Source organism: Sphingomonas sp. Leaf37, from assembly GCF_920939475.1.
Classification (GTDB): Bacteria; Pseudomonadota; Alphaproteobacteria; order Sphingomonadales; family Sphingomonadaceae; genus Sphingomonas.
The window spans coordinates 104,165-121,609 of sequence record NZ_CAKLAX010000003.1; the positions used below are offsets into that span (position 1 = coordinate 104,165).

Below are 17,445 nucleotides of genomic sequence, written 5' to 3' on the forward strand. Positions count from 1 at the left end.
GCCTTGCGGTGATTGCGGCAGCGCTGATCGCGATCGCGGTAGCCATCGGGCTTGTCCGGATCGGCTGGAACGGCCGGCGGCCCTTGGCGATCGCGGGCTGGACGCTCGCGACGACGGCGCTGCTCGGACTGGCGTGGCGCGAGGGGGCCTGGGGTATCGCCGTCGGCACGGTGGCGGGGATCGCCACGGCACTCACGCTGGTACTGCATGCCGGCTGGATGTCGCCCGCGAGGGTCACGCGGCCCGCACGCGAGGCGCCCGCGATCACGCTACCGCGACGCTGGAGCGATCTGGGCCGGCGCTGCGCGGTGTTCGTGCTGGTCGTGCCCGTCGCCTTCGCCGCGACGCAATGGCTGGCCTATGGCGCGCAGGCGATCGCGCGCCGTTCGGGAGCGGGGGACGCCGATGCGATCGTCCTGACGTTGTTCCTGCAACCGATATTATGGGGTATCGTCATGTCCTGGCAGATGACGCGGTCTGGCCTTGCGCAGATGGTCGTGCCGCCGGCGGGCGCCGCATTGATCGGCACCGTGTTGTGGTCCGCGTCGTGAGCCGGGCCACCATGCCCGAGGCGACGCTCGTCCGGCGCGCGCTCGGCGGCCATGCCGCGATCGGCCTGCTCGTCTCCGCCCTGCTGTACGTCATCGCGTTGACCGGATCGATCATCGTCGTCCACGATCGCTGGCAGCGCTGGGAACAGCCGGACATCGCGGAGACCGCGATCCTGTCGCCGCAGGCAGCACAGACGGCGATGCTGTCGGGACTGGCGCAGGATCGCGGCAAGCCGCGCACGACGCACCTGTATATCCGCATGCCGACGGGCGACCTGCCCCGCGCCGTCGTCACCACGGATCACAGCGCATGGTATGTCGACGGCGAGGGCCGCGTCGTCGGGAAGGAAGCGCATGCCTGGACCGAATTCGTCATCGGGCTGCACGAATATCTGCACCTGCCCGCGACCTGGGGGCTGATCCTCGTCGGCGGCCTCGGTGTCGCGCTCGCCGCACTGGCCGTCACCGGCGTGCTGGCGCATCCCCGCATCGTCCGCGATGCGTTCCGGCTGCGCACCCGCCACGATGGCCAGATCGCGCATGCCGACTGGCACAACCGGCTGGGCGTCTGGACGCTGCCGTTCGTGCTGGCGGTCACGATGACCGGCGCGTTTATCGGCCTCGGCAGCGTCGGCATCAGCGTCCTCGCACGCGGCTACACCGGCGGCGCGCTCGAAAAGGTCTATGCACCGGTCTTCGGCAACGAACCCGCGCCCGATGCCGCCGCCGCGCCGCTGCCGGATATCGCGACCGCCCTTGCGACGCTGCGCGCGCGCGTACCCGACGCGATCCCGACCTATGTCATCGTTCACGACCCCGGCACGCGCGGCCAGCATGTGCAGGTCATCGCCGAACACCCCCGCCGCCTGATCTACGGCGAAACCTATGCGTTCGATTCCCGTGGCGGGTGGCGCGGCCCCGTCGGCCTCGCCGATGGCGCGATCGGACAACAGGCTGCCGCGTCCGCCTATAACCTCCACTTCGGCAATTACGGCGGGCTGCCGGTCGAGCTCGCCTATATCGGACTCGGGCTCGCACTGTGCGTCGTCACCGCCACCGGCACGTCGCTGTGGTTGCAGAAACGCCGTCGTCGCGGACACGGCGGACACCGCCTGACGGCATGCTGGAACGCGGTCATCTGGGGTACGCCGGCCACGATCGTCGCCATGCTCTGGCTACGTGCGCTGGCCGGCCCGGAGGCACCGCTCGCCGGCGGCTTCTGGGCATTGCTGGCGGCGGGGATCGCACTTGCCGCCGTGTGGCCGCACCGGGCGACGGGTATCCGCCTTCGCACCCTGTTGGCGATCATGCTGGGCGTCACCGGCCTGCTTCATGTGATCGTCCTGCGTCCTGCATCCCCCGATGTGTTGGCGATCGATGTCGTGATTGCCGGCATCGCGGCGCTGCTCCTGATCCTCGATCACCGACCTGTTCGCGGCATTACCCCGATGGCAAACGGAAGGATCACACCCGAAGTCATCTGAAATCTGCATTCGCGCCGATCAATACAGATCGCAACGCACACAAACACTTCGGAGCGGAGAAAAGGGCCGGTTCAAGGCACATTTCCCAAAAACGACGTCATCATCGCCTGAATTCATTGCTTCCACCCGTCGCAGGGTTGACGCGATGGATCGCGGGCGTACGGCTGTCATCGGTCAAAGGAGCAAACGATGACTGATGAAACGTCCGATCTGAATGCTGTCGAACTAGCAACCGAATTGACGATTGCTTGGCTCGGCAACCCGAATACCCGTACGTCCGCCGATGAGGTTCCGGCCTTTCTCGGCAAGATGCACGACACGGTGTCCGCACTGCTTGGCGCGACCGGTACGATTACCGAAGCCCAGCCGGCCACCGAGTATACGCCTGCGGTGTCGGCGCGTAAGTCGCTGGCTTCGAAGGATCACATCATCTCGATGATCGACGGCAAGCCATACAAGACCTTGCGCCGCCATCTGGCGACTCATGGCATGACGCCTGCGGAGTATCGCGAACGTTATGGCCTGAAGCCGGATTACCCGATGGTCGCCGAAAACTATTCGGAAAGCCGTCGTGCGATGGCCAAGAAGATCGGTCTGGGTCGCAAGCCCGGCGCACGCAAGGGTGATGGCGGCGGCGCTGCCGCGGCTCAGGCCCGTCGCGGCCGCAAGCCGGCGGACACCGCCGAGGATTGATGCCGGACGCATGACGGTCCACCGCCCCCACGGGTGACCGGTACGGTAACGAAAAACGCGCGGTCGAGCCTGTCTCGATCGCGCGTTTTCGTGACCGTCACGTGGGCATCACTCCCCGAACGTGCCCTTGCGATACAGTAGCGTGATCGCGACCCGCCGGTTGCGCGGGTCGCCCGGCGCATCGGTGATGATCGGTTCGCGGTCCGCCACGCCCTCGATCCGTTCGTATCGCGTTTCGGGGACTCCGCCCAGCGCCAGCCGCCGGCGTGTCGCCTCGGCCCGCCCGGACGACAGCATCCAGTTGTTCATCGCGCGCGGATCGCCATAGGGAACGCTGTCGGTATGGCCGCGGATCATGATCGTGTTCGGCGTGCCGGTGATGGTGCTCGCGATCATGCCGATCAGCTCGGATGCCTTGGGATCGAGCGCGGTCGTCCCGAGCCCGAACATCGAATAATCGGCGGAATCGACCAGATCGATGCGCAGGCCGTCCTCGGTGGGTACGAAGCGGATGTGGCTGGCGAGCTTGGCCAGCCGCGACGACCCCTTGATCTTCTTTTCCAGTTCGTCCTTGATCGCCTGGAACGCCTGCCGGTCCAGTTGCACCGCGACCGGATTGCGCAGCGACCCCTTGTCGCCCGTGCCGCTTTTCTGCCCACCCGACTGGTTCATCGGAATACCGATCGAGGCGATTGGCGCGGACGCCGCTTTCGGACCGAGCTTGTTGTTGCTGAGGATCGATTCACCGCCCAGCACGCCGTTGCCACCCAGACCGGTGACCTTCTTGTCGAGCAAGGTCGGCGCGAAATAGTCGGCGATGCCCTTGCGCTGTTTCTCGGTGGTCGCACCCAGCAGCCACAGCAGCAGGAAGAACGCCATCATCGCGGTCACGAAATCGGCATAGGCGACCTTCCACGCGCCGCCGTGATGGCCGCCGTGGCCGCCATCGATGATCTTCTTGACGATGACGATCTTGGGCGGCTGGTTGTTGCCGTGGGGAGCGGCTCTGGCCACGTTACTTGCCCCTCAGCCCGTCGAACACCTCGGCGAAGCCGGGCTGGTTCTTGTGCGCGATGCCGGACCGCGCCGCCTCGATCACCAGCGGCTGCGGATGGCCGTGCAGCGAGGCGATGATGATCTGCTTGACGACATCGTAGATCGCGCCGTCGGCATCGATCACCTGCTTCAGGCGGCCGGCGAGCGGCGAGACGACGCCATAGGCCAGCAGCACGCCCATGAACGTGCCGACCAGGGCCGACCCGATCATGCCGCCCAGCACCGACGGTGGTTTGTCGATCGAGCCCATCGTCTTCACGATGCCGAGCACCGCGGCGACGATGCCAAGTGCAGGGAGCGAATCGGCCAGGCTGGTGAGCGTGGTGTGCGGCCCCTCGACCTCGTGATGATGCGTCTTGATCGAATGATCCATCACTTCCTCGACCGCGTGCACGTCGAGCGTGCCGGACGAGACGACGACGAGCCGCAGCGTATCGGCGATCAGATTGACGAGCGTATGATCGGCCAGCAGGCGGGGATATTCGGCGAAGACGGCGGAGGACTTGGGGTCCTCGACATGCGGCTCCAGCGCGATCGGGCCATCCATGCGCAGCATCTTCATCAGCTTGCTGACGAGGAAGATGACATCGAGATAGTCCTGCTTCTTGTACTTCGGTCCCTTGAACACCTTGGCGAGGCCGCCGCCCATCGCCTTCAGCTCGGTGGCCGAATTGCCGATGATCAGCGCACCGGCAGCCGCGCCGCCGATGATCAGCATCTCGTGCGGGATGGCGTGCATCACCGGGCCGAGCGCGCCGCCGGTGATGGCGAAACCGCCGAACACCATGGCGATCAGGACGACGATACCGATTGCAGGAAACACTGTGGGATACCCCCGTTTGCGCCGGCCACCCCGGCCATTCGATCACACCGGATTAACCGGATTTCCTAGACAAGTGGTTACCAAGCGCGCGGGTTTGTCGAAGTTGTCGCATCGATACGTCGCGCTCACGGACGCGGCGATGCGATCCGGGGCGCCGCGTGGCACTCCGGATCGCTGCAGTGCGCCGACGACGATGACGAATGTTATTTGAGGTAGTCGAACAGCGACAGGCTCGACAGCTTGCTGAAGCTCGCTTGCGAGGCCGACAGCGCGGTCATCATCTGCTGCAGCTGCACCACCGCCTCGGTGATATCGACCTGCTCCAGCTTGCCGCGCAGTTCGGCGCGGTCGGTGTTCGCCGTGGTCAGCAATTGCTGTTGCAGATCCACCCGCGCGCCGCGCGCACCGACCGATGCCTGCACGTCGGAGACCTTGTCGGTCGCCTTGCCGAGCGCGTCGAGCGAGCTGGCCGTGACGGCGGATACGTCGCCGCCCGTGGTCAGCGCCTCGGCGAGCCGGCTCAGCATCGCCAGCGTGTTGTCGTTGCCGCCGATGTCGAAGATGCGCCCGGCGTTTTCGGTCGCCTGGACCGACTGGCCTTCCGAGATCGGGACTTCGGATACGGCCGGCGTCGCGGCTGCGAAGGTGAAGGTGCCGTTGCCGTTGTCGGTGACGGCCTTGCCGCCGCTCGCCGTGCCGAACAGCGGCTGACCGCGCACGTTCTTGGTGTTGGCGAGGCTGACCAGAGATTCGACGATCGACTTCAGTTCGGTGCCGATGGCCTTGCGTGACGTATCGGTCTGCGTCCCGGTCGCGGCCTGCGTCGCCAGCTCGGTCGCGCGGGTCAATTGCGTGCCGATCTGCTTCAGGACGCTACTGGCCTGATCGAGCAGCGATCCGGCGAGCGTCATGTTGGCGCCGTAGACCACTGCATCCGAATCGCGACGGTCGAGCTCGGCGATCTGTTGCGACGCGGCAGGATCGTCGGATGGCTTCAGGATCTTCTTGCCGGTCGAGATCTGCGTCATCAGTTCGGACGCGCGGTCGTTCATCTTCGACATGCGCGATGACGCGTTGCTGTAGAACAGGCTGGTGGAGATCTGCATGACGCGCCTACCGAATGTCGAGGATGGTCTGCATGGTCTCGCGCGCGATCTGGATCACGCGGCTGGACGCTGCATAGGCCTGTTGAAAGCGGATCAGATCCACCGCTTCGGAATCGAGATTGACGCCCGTCGCGGCGGACAAGGCGGTCGCCGCCCCGTCGCGGATCGCGGTCTGGGCGTCGGCAATCGTGTTCTTCTGCTTGTACGCCGTGGCATTGCCGATCAGCAGCGTGGTCAGCGACGTTTCATAGCCCTTGCTAGTACGTATCGTTTCCAGCGCACCGAGGTTGGACGCATCCCGCACGCCGCCGCCACGGCCCGCGGCGATCTGGCTTCCGGCGGTGAACAGCGATGACACGGAAATATCGGTGGGGGAGTCGCCGACCGAGAACATAGCGATACCGGTCGCTCCGGTCTGGTCCTTGCCCGCCGTCTGATTGCCGTTGATCCCCGCGACGAATTCGCCGGCGATCGCATTCAATTCCTGGCGGATCGCATCGACGCGCTCGGCCCCGTCCATGATGCCGGCCAGCGTCCCGCCGTTCGGCGTGATCTGCGTGGTGGTGTTGCGCAGGGTGACGGAAAAGGCGACCTTACCGTTGTCATCGCGGGCATAGGACACGGTCCCGGTCATCGCACCCGCGACGAAGGCCGGACCCGACGATCCACCGATGCTGACGCTTGCGCGACCGATCGAATCCATCTTGGTATCGATGTCGACGAGTTCGCTCATCTGCGACAGGATCGTATCGCGCTGGTCCATCAGCTGCGCCGCGGCGGTGCTGCCCGGTTGCGAGCGGCTGATCCCCTCGTTGATCTTGGTCAGCGAACCGGCGAGCGAGGTCAGGCTCTGCGCCGCCTGATTGCCCGCGGTATCGAGATCGGCATCGACCTGATCGAACGCCTGTCCGGTCGCCTTGAAGGCGATCGCCGCCGAAGATGCGGCGCTGAACATACCGGTGCGCAAGGCCGTCGAATCGGGTTCGGCCGCCAGTGCCTGTGCGGAACCGAAGAACGACGTCACACGCGTGGTGAGCTGGTTGCCGGTAAGCGCGCCCTGAATGCGGTCGAGCCATTCCGCGCCCTTGGTGGTGCGGGTCAGATCGCTGGTCGTCGCGCGCAATGCGGTCGCGGAATAGGCATCGGTCGAGCGGTTGACGCCCGACAGGTACACGCCGTTGCCGGCGCCGTAGCCGTTGATCGATCCGCTGCCACCGGCGACCTCGTTCAGCGTCACAGCACGGCGCGCGTAGCCGACCGTGCTCACGTTGGCGATGTTCTCGCCCACGGTCGCTAGCGCGGTCTGGTACGCGCGGACGCCTGACGCGCCGATCGACAGCATGTCGCTCATTTGGGCGGGTCTGCCGTAGAGTCGTTAAGATCGGATTGCGACTTGGCCAGAAAGTCGGTCATCGCCTTGCCGATGCCGAGCGGCATCGTCTCCGACATCGCCTGCGCGACGCGGGCATCCTGCATTTCGGTGAAGGTATCGAGCGCCTTCGAATCGAAAAGGGGGTCGGCGAGCTTCGCCTGCCGCATGCTCTTCAGCATCATGCCGGTGAACACCGCCTCGAATTGCTGGCCGGCTTTTTTAAGGTTGTCGGCGCTCTTGAGGCGCGACGTATCGGTCGAGATGCCACCGACGTTCGAGACCGGCGCGATACTCACAGCACGATCAGTTCTGCACGGAGCGCACCAGCTTCCTTAAGCGCCTCGAGGATCGCGACGAGGTCGGCGGGAGATGCACCGATGGCGTTCACGGCCTTCACCACATCCGCCAGCTTGGGGCCGGGATTGAGCAGGAACATCGGTTTCTTCTCCTCTTCGACCGACACGTTGGACTTGTTCTCCAACGCGGTCTGGCCCTGGCTGAACGGTGCCGGCTGGCTGATCCGCTGGTTCTCGTCGATGCGCACGGTCAGCTTGCCGTGCGTCACCGCGGCAGGACCCACCCTGACCGCAGAGTTGATAACGACCGTTCCGGTGCGCGCATTTACAATTACTTTTGCCGACGGCTCGGCAGAGGTGACTTCGAGGTTCTCGATCGTCGACATCAGCGTCGCGCGAACGTCGGCGCCCTGCGGCGCGCGCACCGCGACGGACACACCGTCGACCGCCTGCGCGGTGCCGAAGCCGAGCTTGGCATTGATCGCCTGCGCGACGCTTTGCGCGGTGGTGAAATCGGAGCGGGCGAGGTTGAAGGTCAGCATCGGCGCCGAATCGAACCCGGTGGCGACGGCGCGTTCGACGGTGGCGCCTTCGGGAATGCGACCGGTGGAGGGGACGTTGACGACGATCTTCGACCCGTCCGCGCCCTCCGCACCCAGCCCGCCGACGGCGAGGTTGCCCTGCGCCATCGCGTAGATCTGGTTATCCGCGCCGAGCAGCGGGGTGAGGACGAGGCTGCCGCCGCGGAGCGACTTGGCCTTGCCCATCGAGGCGACGGTGATGTCGAGGCGCTGGCCGGGCTTGGCGAAGGGCGGCAGCTCGGCGGTGATCAGCACCACTGCGGCGTTCTTCATGCCGGGGTTTGCGCCGGGCGGCAGTTGCAAGCCGAAACGCGAGGCGACGGCTTTCAGCGACTGCACGGTATATTCGAGGTTGTCGTCGCCGGTGCCGGGCAGACCGACCACGACGCCATAGCCGGTGAGCTGGTTCGAGCGGATGCCCTGGAAACCGCCGAGGTCCTTGATGCGGTCCGCCGACGCGGGCGCGGCGAGGCACAGGGTCGCGATCAGCGAAGCGAGGAGACAGCGGAACATGACGGACAGCCTGCGCATCAGATGGTTAACGAAGCGTCAAAACGGCGAGATGACGGAGAAGAAGCGGCTGAGCCAGCCCTGCCGCCCGGCGCGGGCGACGTCGCCCTTGCCGGTGTAGGCGATCTGCGCATCGGCGACGCGGGTCGACAGCACGCGGTTGTCGGCGCTGACGTCGGCGGTGCGGACGATGCCCTTGATCCGGACGAATTCATCGCCGCGGTTGAGCGTGACGCGCTTCTGGCCCTGCACCAGCATCGTGCCGTTGGGATAGACCTCGGCGACGGTGACCGAGACTTCGCCCGACAGCGAGTTGGCCTGATCCGCCTGCCCCTGCCCGTTGAAGCCCCGGCCGCCGCTGAGCGTCGCATCGGTGGTGTTGAACAGGTTGAGCGGACCGGTGGTCGGCAGCGTGATGCTGCCCTGCCCCTTCGAATCGAGCTTGGAGCTCGACGATTTGGAGGCGGCGGTGCGCTCGACCAGCACGATCGTCAGCGGATCGCCGACGCGGCGGGCGCGCCAGCCTTCGTACAAAGGCGCATAGCCGTCGCTCGCCTGAAAGATCGAGCCGTTGGCGGGGGCCGGCGCGGGCGCGACCGGCGCACGGACGACGGTGAAGTCCTCCGCCGGCTTCTTCTTGCCGAAGATGCTGGCGTCGGCCTGACCGGGCACGAGCGCGGCGAGGACCAGCAGGCCGGATGCCGCGGCGAGCGCGATCTCTGCCCAGTGGCCGGCGACAAACGCGCCGGGGCGGAAAGGATTCGGTGCGGAGGCCATCAGAGGTTCTGGTTCACGTATTTGAGCATTTCGTCGGAGGACGAGATCATCTTGGAATTGACCTCATAGGCGCGCTGCGTCTCGATCATGTCGACGAGTTCCTCGACGACGTTGACGTTGGAGGCTTCGAGATTGCCCTGCCGCACGCGGCCACGGCCGTCCTCGCCCGCGATGCCGAGATTGGCGGCGCCCGAGGAGGCGGTTTCCTTCAGGTAATTGTCGCCGGTCGACTGCAATCCGGTGGGATTGGCGAAGCTGGCGACCTGAATCTGGCCGATGTTGGTGCCTTCGGTCTGGCCGGGCACCTGCGCGGTGACGGTGCCGTCGGTGCCGATCGTCACCTGCGTCGCATTGGTCGGCACGGTGATGCCGGGCATCACCTGATAGCCTTCCGACGTGACCAGCAGGCCTTCGGGCGAGCGGTTGAAGTTGCCGGCGCGGGTGTAGCCGAGCTCGCCGCCGGGCAGCTGCACCTGGAAATAGCCGTCCCCGTCGAGCGCGAGATCGAAGCTGTTGCCGGTCTGCGTCAGCGAGCCCTGCGTGTCGATGCGGGCGGTGCCCTGCACCTTCACGCCGGTGCCGAGGTTGAGGCCGGTGGCGTATTTGGTTTCCGCGGTCGACTGCGCGCCGGGCGCGGTGATCGTCTGGTAGGCCAGGGTCTCGAACGCGGCGCGATCGCGCTTGAACCCCGTCGTGTTGACGTTCGCGAGGTTGTTCGAGATGACCCGCATGCGCGTATCCTGGGCGTCGAGCCCGGTTCGCGCGATGTGCATGGCGGAGGAGGACATCGTGTCTGTTCCTTAGCTCGGGAGACGCATCACGGAGGTGCTGCTCTCGTCCATATCCTTGGCCGACTTCATCAGATTGGCCTGAACTTCGTAGCTGCGCTGGTTCTCGATCATGTCGACCAGAGCCTGCGTCATGTTGACGTTGGAGCCTTCGAGCGCGGCGCTCTGCACCTTGGCGTCCATGTTGGCGGGCAGCGTGCCGCCGCCCTTGACGCGCAGCAGATTGTCCATGCCCTTCAGCGTCACCGAACCCTTGGTATCGACCAGCTTGAGCCGGTCGAGCACCTGCGGGTTGCGGACGTCGCCGCCCTGCGGCACGATAGTGATCGTGCCATCGGCCGCGATCGACAGGCTGTCGTGCGGCGGGATCGTGATCGGGCCGCTCTGGCCCTGCACGATGAAGCCGTCGCCGGTCTGGAGCACGCCCGAGGGCGCGATCTCGAGGTCGCCGCGGCGGGTATAGGCTTCGCTGCCGTCACCCGCCTGCACCGCCAGCCAGTCGGTGTTGCCGGTGATCGCGACGTCGAGCGCGCGCCCGGTCGACTGGATCGCGCCGGGGGCACGATCGGCGTCGGTCACCTCTTCGCTGGTCGGCGCGCGCGCTTCGAGTTGCGCGCCGCCGCCCTTCAGCTCGATCCGGTCGAAGACGACGCGGTCGGCGCGGAAGCCCGTGGTGGACACGTTCGCCATGTTGTTGGCGATCGCCGCCTGCGCCTGCATGTGCGCACGCAGGCCCGTCGCCGCCGTGTAGACCAACTTGTCCATTTACGCGCCTCCGCTCCGCTGTCGCTTAGTTGCGGATCTGGATGATGGTCTGCGAGACCTGGTTCGCGGTATCGAGCGCCTTCGAGTTCGCCTGGAAGTTGCGCTGTGCCGCGATCAGGTTGACCAGTTCCTCGGTGATGTCGACGTTCGATCCCTCGATCTGGCCCGACATCAACGAACCGAAGCCGTCCGCGCTCGCCGACCCCATCGACGCCGAACCCGACAGACCGGTTGCCGACCAATAGCTGTTACCGATCTGGCGCAGGCCGGTGGGCGTCGAGAACTTCGCCAATGCGACCTTACCGAGCGGCACGATGTCGCCGTTCGAGAAGCTGGCCGAGATCAGACCTTCGGAGTTGACCGTCACGCCGGACAGCTGGCCGACCGCGACACCGTCCTGCGTCTTGCTGTTGACGGCGAAAGCCGACGACAGCTGCGTCGAATTGGCGAGGTCGAGCGTCACCGTCTGCGCGGCTGCGCCGGACAGCGGGATGAACTGCTTGAACTTGATCGGCGCGAGCGGGTTCGCGACGGTTCCCTCCGACGTCGACGCGATGGCGCCGGTGGAACTGAACTTGATGACTGCCGGGTTGGTGCCGCTTTCGGGAACCATCTTGTCGTCACCGATATAGGTGTGGACCACCCACTTGCTCAGGCCGTCCGCCTCCGGCGCTGCCCGAACGTAATAATTGGTCATCGTCATCGGGTTGCCGTTGGCATCGTAGATGCGCGTCGCGACCGAGTTGTTGTAGGTCGTCGTATCGGTACGGTCGAACGCCTTCTGGTTGACGGTCGACGTCGCCGACAGGTTGATGCCCGTGGCGACCTGCTTCGTCGCTTCCGGCGTACCGCTGGTCTGCTGCAGCTGCAGGTTGGTCAGGCCATCCTCGCCCGTCGCAGTGACGTTGCCGTCGCCATCGACCGGATAGACCAGCAGCAGGCTGCCCTGGCTATCGACCACGTTGCGCGTCGAATCGACCGAGAAGGACCCGTTGCGGGTATAGGCGATCGCATCGCTCGCGCCCGACGTGCGAACCGTGAAGAAACCTTCGCCCATGACGGCGAGGTCGAGCGCGTTGGTCGTGCCCTGAAGGTTGCCGTTCTTGAACTGCTGCTGCGTCGCCTTCACGATCACGCCCGAACCGACCATCTTGCGCGGATCGGTCGAGACGCTCGATGCGATGACGTCCGAAAACTCGACACGGCTCTTCTTGAAGCCGGTGGTCGAGACGTTCGCGAGGTTGTGCGAGATCGTGTTCATGTCGGTCTGCGAAGCCTGGAGACCGGAGAGCGAGGTATAGAAGGACATCGGGTTACTCCTTGGAAGCGTAGATCAGTGTAAGGACGGGATCAGGTGGCGGAACGGACGTCGGACGGGTCGACGTCGCCGACCCCCACGACCTTGAGCTTGGGTGCGCCGCTGGAAGGCAGCGACACGGATTCGACCGGCGCCCAGACGAGCGTGCGGCTGTTGACCGTCTTGTCGCCGTTGGTGGCGAAGGCGGTGATGGTGAAGGGACCGGCGCCGACGTCGTTGCCCGAACCGTCCTTGCCATCCCATTCGAAGGTTGCGGTGCCCTTGGCGTGCTTGCCGATCTGCATCGAGCGAAGCGTACCGCCCTGGGCGTCGGCGATGGAGATGGTCACCTGCGACGCGTCGCTGTCGAGTTCGACCGCGCCATCGAGACCGCCGGTCGAACGCGGGTAAGCGGTCGACCCCTCGGTCAACACGGTCTTGCCGACATAGCTCATCGCATCGCTGGCGCTGGTCGAGCCGAGTTTGGTCGCGACGCCGCTGAGCGTCTTGTTCATCTCGCTGATGCCGGCGACGGACGAGAATTGTGCCATCTGGGCGACCATCTGGGTGTTGTCCATCGGCTCGAACGGATCCTGGTTCTTGAGCTGCGTGGTGAGCAGCGTCAGGAAATCGGACTGGTCGAGCGTCGTCTTGGTCTTGCCGGTCGCGGTCGAGGCGCCGGTCGCGGTCGTCCCCGCGGCCGGCTTGGCGCGGGTGATGCCGAGATTCTGGAGCGTGCTGTCGAACGCGGTGGATGTCGTTGCCATGTCTTAGCGGCCCAGCTTGAGGGTATCGATGGTGAGCTGCTTGGCAGTGTTCATCACCTCGACGTTGTTCTGGTAGGAGCGCGCGGTCTCCATCATGTCGACGAGCTCGCGGCTTTCATCGACGGCGGCCTGGAAGATGTTGCCGTCCTTGTCCGCCAACGGATTGTTGGGGTCATAGACCTTGGTCGGTGCTTCGCCCGCGGTGACGATCTTTTCGACGTCGACGGTCGCGAGACCGCTCGCCGCGTCGAAGCTGGTGCGGAACACCGGCTTCATCGTCTTGTACGCGGTCTCCGCGGAACCCGTCGTCCCGCCGGCATTCGCCAGGTTGGACGCGGTGGTGTTCATGCGGATCAGCTGCGCGCTCATCGCGCGGCCGGCCACCTGGAACACGCTCATCGGATCGGCCATCGGCTTATTCCCCCTTCAGCGCGCGGGTGATCTGGCCGATCCGTCCGTTCAGGAACGACAGCGTCGTCTGATACTGGACGGCGTTTTCGGCGAAGGCGGTCTGTTCCTGGTTCAGCTCGACCGTGTTGCCGTCCATCGAGGTCTGCAACGGCACGCGATATTTGGTCGCGGCGTCGATGCCCTTCTGACCGACCCCATCCAGACCGGCATCGTTCTCCATCGACGAGAGCGCCGACTTGAAATCGATGTCGCGGGCCTTGAAGCCAGGCGTCGAGGAATTGGCGATGTTCGACGCGAGCACACCCATGCGTTGCGAACGCACTTCCAGGGCAGCCCCGTGAACTCCGAACAGACTGTCTGCGGCCATCGGCCCAAATCTCCGGCGCACCATTGCGCTGCCGAGGACTAAGCAACCGCCGTGCCAGTTTTCGTTTTTGCGGTGCGGGAACGTCTTTTTTGTTGCTTTGCCGGGCTACCTAGGTGGAGCGGCAAGCGGAACGGCAAGCGGTTGCCGGACCTTGCCGGAGAGCGGCAATGGCTGCCGGTCGGCAACGTGAATGGTTAGCGACGCGTTCGTCTCGACCGTATCATCTCGTTCGCCGTCCATACTCCCCGGACTCGCTCTAGCCATGCGGGATGCAGCACGCCCGGAATAAACTGGCCCGCCGCTTGCAAAGCCCCGCGTATGTTGATCGCCCAGCTCTTCGATCCGATCGCGCTCGCCATCGTCGGCGGCGGTACCGCCCTCGCCACCGTCTTGCGTGCACCGGCACGCGACGCGGCCCGCGCGATATCCGCCCTGCGTATCCTCGTCCGCCGACGGTTCGCCGCCGATGCACTGCTGGAACAGGTCGCCGCACAGGCGCGGATCGCCAAACGCCACGGTATCATCGCGCTCGACAAGTCGGTGATCGCCGATCCCGATGTCGCCGCCGCCGTCGCCGCGATTGTCGACGGCGCGATCCCGCGCGAGGTCGAGGCGTTGTTGCGCTATCGTCGGCAGGCGCGGATCGAACGGCATGTCGCCGCCGCCGACATCTGGTCCGCCGCGGCCGAGGCCGCACCGGCCATGGGTATGGTCGGTACGCTGATCGGCCTCGCCGGCATGTTCGCCAACATGACCGACCCCCGGGCGATCGGCGGCGCGATGGCGATCGCGCTGCTCGCCACGCTGTATGGCGCATTGCTGGCCAATCTCGTCTTCATGCCGATCTGTCATCGCCTGCGCGCCGCCGGCCGTATCGAAGCATTCGAACGCGCGCGGATCGAAGCACCCTTGGTCGCGCTCGCGTTGCGCGAGACGCCGCGACACCATTTGCAGAGCGTCGCATGACCGGCGCCGCGACCTATCCCGAAACATCCGCGTCGAAGCCGCTCTGGCTGGTGACGCTCGCCGATCTGGCGCTGTTGCTCGTCGGCTTCTTCGTCCTGATGCAGGCCAGCGAGAAGCCGCGCGCGGTCACCGACGCATTGCGCACGAGCTTCGGCGGCGCGCCCGTCGCCGCGTCGGCCCCGTTGCCGGTGATGGCCGCGGGCCTGCTCGACTTCGCACCCGGATCGGCAACCTTGCCCGAGAGCCCCGCCGCCGTGATCGCCTGGGCGCGCGAGGGCGTCCGCGATCCACGCGTCGCCCTGACCGTTACCGGGTCGACCGACGGCAGCACCGCCGATGTCGATCCCGCTACCGGAAGCGCCGCGATCCTCGCGGCAGACCGCGCCCGTACTCTTGCCGCGGCCCTGGCGCCGATCAGCCGCCGCATCACCGTCACCACTGCTCCTCGTCCCGGCCGCCGCGCCGCGGTCGTTACCCTCGCCTTCGTGGGCGAACAGCCTTCCACAGCGGACCGTCAACCATGATCCTTCCCCTGCTTCTCGCCGCAGCCCCGATCGGGGGTGCCGTCGTCTTTCAGGATACCGCCGGCCTCGATCGCGCCGTGGCTGCCTTCACAAGCCGCCCGATCGGGGCGGAGGGAGGCGCGCGTACCGCGATCGATACGCGGCTGCGATTGGCGCAATGTTCGACCGTGGCGCTCGCATGGCGGACCGAAGCGCATGACGCCGTCGTCGTTTCGTGCAACGGACCTGACTGGCGCATCTTCGTGCCGGTGATCCGACCGGCCGCTGCTACGCCGGCGCCGGCCGCGGCCCGCCCGACCGTCATCGCCGCCACCAAGGCCGAACCCGTCATCCGGCGCGGCGACCCTGTTATGATCGCCGCCGGATCGGATGGATTCTCCATCACGCGGGAAGGCGTGGCGATGGGCGACGCCCCGCCGGGCGGCCGTTTCATGGTCAAGGTCGAGGATTCGAAAAGCCCGGTCCAGGCGATCGCACTGGAAGCGGGACGCGCCACCTTGCCGGGCTGGGGCGAATAGCCGCGTCAGGTATCGGAATCTTTTTGTTAAAGTAGCGTCGAAGGCGGTCGTTTAATCCCATGTCAGGCAACACAGATAGGTGCAGACATGGTAGAATCGATCGGCTCAATGCCGCTAAGTGGAAGTGGGAGCGTAGCACGCGTCGCCGCACCCGCGGCTGCGCCGTCGGTGCAACCGGCTCTGCAGCAGGCATCGCAACAGGCGCCGGCTCCGGGCGTCAGCACGCAACTGAGTGGGCTCGCGAAATCTCTTGCCTCCTCGCCTCCGGTCGACAGCGACCGGGTGGGCGTGATCAGGAAGGCGATCGAGAATGGCTCGTTCCCGATTTTGCCGACGACGATCGCCGACCGGCTGCTCGCACTCAAGCTGAACTGGGACGGCCATGAAGCGGCGTGAAGCCCTGATCCGCGTAATCGACGCGTTGCATGCCGAGATTGCAGCGCTGAAGACGAACGACGTGGTCGCACTGGAACGTGCGACGCAGGACAAGCTCGCCGGGATCGAACAGGTCGCCGCGCTCGGAACCGGCCCCGCTGGCGACGAGATCCGCGAATTGGCGGACGAGGCGAACCGGCTGAACGAGACCTGCCGGATCTACGTCAACCTGATGGCGGCAAATGTTCGCCGCCGCCTGCAAATCCTGACCGGCGATGCCGGCCACGGCTTCCGCCCGACATTGGTGTCGGCTTACGCTTGAGCTGATTTATCGGCTGGCGGTCTAGTGGCCCCTCCACACCCCCGCCCCTACCCTCGCCGCCCTCACCTTCCCGTCATCCCGGCGAACGCTAGGACCCAGGGATGGGCTGGATGAGCGGAAGCGAACCACCAGCAGCCGCGTGCGTCCATGGGTCCCGGCGTTCGCCGGGATGACGAATGACTTAGAACTGGCACAGCTCTTGCTGAAACATCCCTGACAACAGGGGCATGTTCTTTCCGCAATGACCGTCAATCCGATTTCTGCCGGACGCATCCAATCCGCGATCGCGCTTGCGAGCAGCAAGACGGGCGTGGATTTCGACTATCTGCTCGGCCAGGCCAAGATCGAGAGCGGCCTCAACGCCAATGCGCGTGCCGGCACCTCGTCGGCGTCGGGCCTGTACCAGTTCGTCGAACAGAGCTGGCTTGCTGTCGTCAAGAAGCATGGCGCGGAGCACGGCCTCGGCTGGGCGGCGAACAGCATCGGCCAGACCGCGGGCGGCCGCTACACCGTCGGCGACAGCGCGACCCGCTCCGCGATCCTCAACCTGCGCAACGACCCCACCGCCGCCTCGCTGATGGCGGCCGAACATGCTTCCGACAACAAGGACGTGCTGGAAGGCTCGCTCGGCCGTTCGGCCAACGGCACCGACCTGTACATGGCGCATTTCCTGGGCATCGGCGGCGCGAGGAAATTCCTGTCGGCGATGCAGACCAATCCCGGCGCCGCCGCGGCATCGCTGTTTCCGCAGGCTGCCGGCGCCAATCGCTCGATCTTCTACGGCTCGAACGGCCAGCCGCGCTCGCTCTCGGCGATCTACGATCGCTTCGCCACCAAGCTCGGCACCGCAGCCGACAGCGTCAGCGAGACGCGCAACGCCAACCTCGCCTTCGCCGCGCAGGCGCTCGCGCTGGGCGACGATTCGACCGTCGTCACCGGCGGCAACCAGAGCGCCGAGGACGCGCTCGCCTGGGCGACGCAGGCGATGAACCGCTTCGGCAACAAGGCTGCGGCCGGCGCCGACAGCCTGCTGCGCCCGTCCCCGAACAACGCGAGGCTCGCCTATATGATGCTCGCCAGCATGGGAGGCCGCTGA

At 66.0% G+C, this 17,445-nt stretch carries 22 protein-coding genes; 9 read left to right on the forward strand and 13 right to left on the reverse strand.

What is annotated here, in order from left to right; translation table 11 throughout:
- The first annotated feature begins 8 nt into the window (after window positions 1–8).
- From LRA87_RS10145 to LRA87_RS10155, 3 genes are all read left to right on the forward strand, one after another.
- Window positions 9–551: a hypothetical protein gene (locus LRA87_RS10145; protein WP_230631343.1), complete on the forward strand. Its 543-nt coding sequence runs from the start codon at window positions 9–11 to the stop codon at window positions 549–551.
- Complete coding sequence (locus LRA87_RS10150) at window positions 548–2,035, forward strand: PepSY-associated TM helix domain-containing protein (RefSeq protein ID WP_230631344.1); 1,488 nt, start codon at window positions 548–550, stop codon at window positions 2,033–2,035. Before LRA87_RS10145 ends, LRA87_RS10150 begins: the two co-directional genes overlap by 4 nt.
- Before the next feature lie 189 nt (window positions 2,036–2,224).
- A complete protein-coding gene (locus LRA87_RS10155; protein WP_230631345.1) occupies window positions 2,225–2,728 on the forward strand; it encodes a MucR family transcriptional regulator in 504 nt (167 codons plus the stop codon).
- Window positions 2,729–2,836: 108 nt separating this feature from the next.
- On the opposite strand, the gene LRA87_RS10160 is transcribed toward LRA87_RS10155, so the two are convergent.
- From LRA87_RS10160 to flgB, 13 genes are all read right to left on the reverse strand, one after another.
- Window positions 2,837–3,742, reverse strand: coding sequence for a flagellar motor protein MotB (locus LRA87_RS10160; RefSeq protein WP_230631346.1), 906 nt, complete (start codon window positions 3,740–3,742; stop codon window positions 2,837–2,839).
- 1 nt (window position 3,743) lies between these two features.
- Entirely contained in the window at window positions 3,744–4,607 is an 864-nt protein-coding gene (gene motA, locus LRA87_RS10165) for a flagellar motor stator protein MotA (RefSeq protein ID WP_230631347.1), read from the reverse strand.
- Window positions 4,608–4,810: 203 nt separating this feature from the next.
- The gene (flgL, locus tag LRA87_RS10170; RefSeq protein WP_230631348.1) at window positions 4,811–5,713 is read right to left on the reverse strand and encodes a flagellar hook-associated protein FlgL; all 903 of its coding nucleotides are present in this window, start codon (window positions 5,711–5,713) and stop codon (window positions 4,811–4,813) included.
- A 7-nt stretch (window positions 5,714–5,720) separates the two neighbouring features.
- On the reverse strand, window positions 5,721–7,064 hold the full coding sequence (flgK, locus tag LRA87_RS10175; protein WP_230631349.1) for a flagellar hook-associated protein FlgK: 1,344 nt from the start codon (window positions 7,062–7,064) through the stop codon (window positions 5,721–5,723).
- Complete coding sequence (locus LRA87_RS10180; RefSeq protein ID WP_443024866.1) at window positions 7,061–7,381, reverse strand: rod-binding protein; 321 nt, start codon at window positions 7,379–7,381, stop codon at window positions 7,061–7,063. Before LRA87_RS10180 ends, flgK begins: the two co-directional genes overlap by 4 nt.
- A complete protein-coding gene (locus LRA87_RS10185) occupies window positions 7,378–8,475 on the reverse strand; it encodes a flagellar basal body P-ring protein FlgI (RefSeq protein ID WP_230631350.1) in 1,098 nt (365 codons plus the stop codon). The genes LRA87_RS10180 and LRA87_RS10185 overlap by 4 nt, the downstream gene beginning before the upstream one ends.
- A gap of 36 nt (window positions 8,476–8,511) precedes the next feature.
- The gene (locus LRA87_RS10190) at window positions 8,512–9,249 is read right to left on the reverse strand and encodes a flagellar basal body L-ring protein FlgH (protein WP_230631351.1); all 738 of its coding nucleotides are present in this window, start codon (window positions 9,247–9,249) and stop codon (window positions 8,512–8,514) included.
- On the reverse strand, window positions 9,249–10,037 hold the full coding sequence (gene flgG / locus LRA87_RS10195) for a flagellar basal-body rod protein FlgG (protein WP_163957882.1): 789 nt from the start codon (window positions 10,035–10,037) through the stop codon (window positions 9,249–9,251). Before flgG ends, LRA87_RS10190 begins: the two co-directional genes overlap by 1 nt.
- Before the next feature lie 12 nt (window positions 10,038–10,049).
- Window positions 10,050–10,802 (reverse strand): flagellar basal-body rod protein FlgF, encoded by a 753-nt coding sequence (gene flgF / locus LRA87_RS10200; RefSeq protein ID WP_230631352.1) that lies wholly within the window; start codon window positions 10,800–10,802, stop codon window positions 10,050–10,052.
- A gap of 25 nt (window positions 10,803–10,827) precedes the next feature.
- A complete protein-coding gene (locus LRA87_RS10205) occupies window positions 10,828–12,111 on the reverse strand; it encodes a flagellar hook protein FlgE (RefSeq protein ID WP_230631353.1) in 1,284 nt (427 codons plus the stop codon).
- Between the two features lie 41 nt (window positions 12,112–12,152).
- On the reverse strand, window positions 12,153–12,866 hold the full coding sequence (locus tag LRA87_RS10210; protein WP_230631354.1) for a flagellar hook assembly protein FlgD: 714 nt from the start codon (window positions 12,864–12,866) through the stop codon (window positions 12,153–12,155).
- Window positions 12,867–12,869: 3 nt separating this feature from the next.
- Window positions 12,870–13,277, reverse strand: coding sequence for a flagellar basal body rod protein FlgC (flgC, locus tag LRA87_RS10215; RefSeq protein WP_230631355.1), 408 nt, complete (start codon window positions 13,275–13,277; stop codon window positions 12,870–12,872).
- 4 nt (window positions 13,278–13,281) lie between these two features.
- On the reverse strand, window positions 13,282–13,644 hold the full coding sequence (gene flgB, locus LRA87_RS10220) for a flagellar basal body rod protein FlgB (RefSeq protein ID WP_230631356.1): 363 nt from the start codon (window positions 13,642–13,644) through the stop codon (window positions 13,282–13,284).
- A gap of 318 nt (window positions 13,645–13,962) precedes the next feature.
- Between flgB and LRA87_RS10225 the strand changes: the two genes are divergently transcribed.
- The 6 genes from LRA87_RS10225 (at window position 13,963) to LRA87_RS10250 (ending at window position 17,445) form a co-directional block, all read left to right on the forward strand.
- Window positions 13,963–14,610: a MotA/TolQ/ExbB proton channel family protein gene (locus LRA87_RS10225; protein ID WP_230631357.1), complete on the forward strand. Its 648-nt coding sequence runs from the start codon at window positions 13,963–13,965 to the stop codon at window positions 14,608–14,610.
- Window positions 14,607–15,134, forward strand: a complete 528-nt coding sequence (locus LRA87_RS10230; RefSeq protein ID WP_230631358.1) for a flagellar motor protein MotB — start codon at window positions 14,607–14,609, stop codon at window positions 15,132–15,134. Before LRA87_RS10225 ends, LRA87_RS10230 begins: the two co-directional genes overlap by 4 nt.
- The gene (locus LRA87_RS10235) at window positions 15,131–15,652 is read left to right on the forward strand and encodes a flagella basal body P-ring formation protein FlgA (protein WP_230631359.1); all 522 of its coding nucleotides are present in this window, start codon (window positions 15,131–15,133) and stop codon (window positions 15,650–15,652) included. Before LRA87_RS10230 ends, LRA87_RS10235 begins: the two co-directional genes overlap by 4 nt.
- Window positions 15,653–15,760: 108 nt before the next feature.
- Window positions 15,761–16,048 (forward strand): flagellar biosynthesis anti-sigma factor FlgM, encoded by a 288-nt coding sequence (flgM, locus tag LRA87_RS10240; protein WP_268934866.1) that lies wholly within the window; start codon window positions 15,761–15,763, stop codon window positions 16,046–16,048.
- Window positions 16,035–16,349, forward strand: a complete 315-nt coding sequence (locus tag LRA87_RS10245; protein WP_230631361.1) for a flagellar protein FlgN — start codon at window positions 16,035–16,037, stop codon at window positions 16,347–16,349. The genes flgM and LRA87_RS10245 overlap by 14 nt, the downstream gene beginning before the upstream one ends.
- A 241-nt stretch (window positions 16,350–16,590) precedes the next feature.
- Entirely contained in the window at window positions 16,591–17,445 is an 855-nt protein-coding gene (locus tag LRA87_RS10250) for a lytic transglycosylase domain-containing protein (RefSeq protein ID WP_230631362.1), read from the forward strand.

Bases quoted from the DNA above. Each gene is read 5' to 3' on its own strand.
- LRA87_RS10155 (WP_230631345.1), top strand. From the start codon at position 2,225: ATGACTGATGAAACGTCCGATCTGAATGCTGTCGAACTAGCAACCGAA.
- flgL (WP_230631348.1), bottom strand. From the start codon at position 5,713: ATGCAGATCTCCACCAGCCTGTTCTACAGCAACGCGTCATCGCGCATG.
- flgK (WP_230631349.1), bottom strand. From the start codon at position 7,064: ATGAGCGACATGCTGTCGATCGGCGCGTCAGGCGTCCGCGCGTACCAG.
- LRA87_RS10185 (WP_230631350.1), bottom strand. From the start codon at position 8,475: ATGTTCCGCTGTCTCCTCGCTTCGCTGATCGCGACCCTGTGCCTCGCC.
- LRA87_RS10190 (WP_230631351.1), bottom strand. From the start codon at position 9,249: ATGGCCTCCGCACCGAATCCTTTCCGCCCCGGCGCGTTTGTCGCCGGC.
- flgG (WP_163957882.1), bottom strand. From the start codon at position 10,037: ATGTCCTCCTCCGCCATGCACATCGCGCGAACCGGGCTCGACGCCCAG.
- flgF (WP_230631352.1), bottom strand. From the start codon at position 10,802: ATGGACAAGTTGGTCTACACGGCGGCGACGGGCCTGCGTGCGCACATG.
- LRA87_RS10205 (WP_230631353.1), bottom strand. From the start codon at position 12,111: ATGTCCTTCTATACCTCGCTCTCCGGTCTCCAGGCTTCGCAGACCGAC.
- LRA87_RS10210 (WP_230631354.1), bottom strand. From the start codon at position 12,866: ATGGCAACGACATCCACCGCGTTCGACAGCACGCTCCAGAATCTCGGC.
- flgC (WP_230631355.1), bottom strand. From the start codon at position 13,277: ATGGCCGATCCGATGAGCGTGTTCCAGGTGGCCGGCCGCGCGATGAGC.
- flgB (WP_230631356.1), bottom strand. From the start codon at position 13,644: ATGGCCGCAGACAGTCTGTTCGGAGTTCACGGGGCTGCCCTGGAAGTG.
- LRA87_RS10225 (WP_230631357.1), top strand. From the start codon at position 13,963: ATGTTGATCGCCCAGCTCTTCGATCCGATCGCGCTCGCCATCGTCGGC.
- LRA87_RS10230 (WP_230631358.1), top strand. From the start codon at position 14,607: ATGACCGGCGCCGCGACCTATCCCGAAACATCCGCGTCGAAGCCGCTC.
- LRA87_RS10235 (WP_230631359.1), top strand. From the start codon at position 15,131: ATGATCCTTCCCCTGCTTCTCGCCGCAGCCCCGATCGGGGGTGCCGTC.
- flgM (WP_268934866.1), top strand. From the start codon at position 15,761: ATGCCGCTAAGTGGAAGTGGGAGCGTAGCACGCGTCGCCGCACCCGCG.
- LRA87_RS10245 (WP_230631361.1), top strand. From the start codon at position 16,035: ATGAAGCGGCGTGAAGCCCTGATCCGCGTAATCGACGCGTTGCATGCC.
- LRA87_RS10250 (WP_230631362.1), top strand. From the start codon at position 16,591: ATGACCGTCAATCCGATTTCTGCCGGACGCATCCAATCCGCGATCGCG.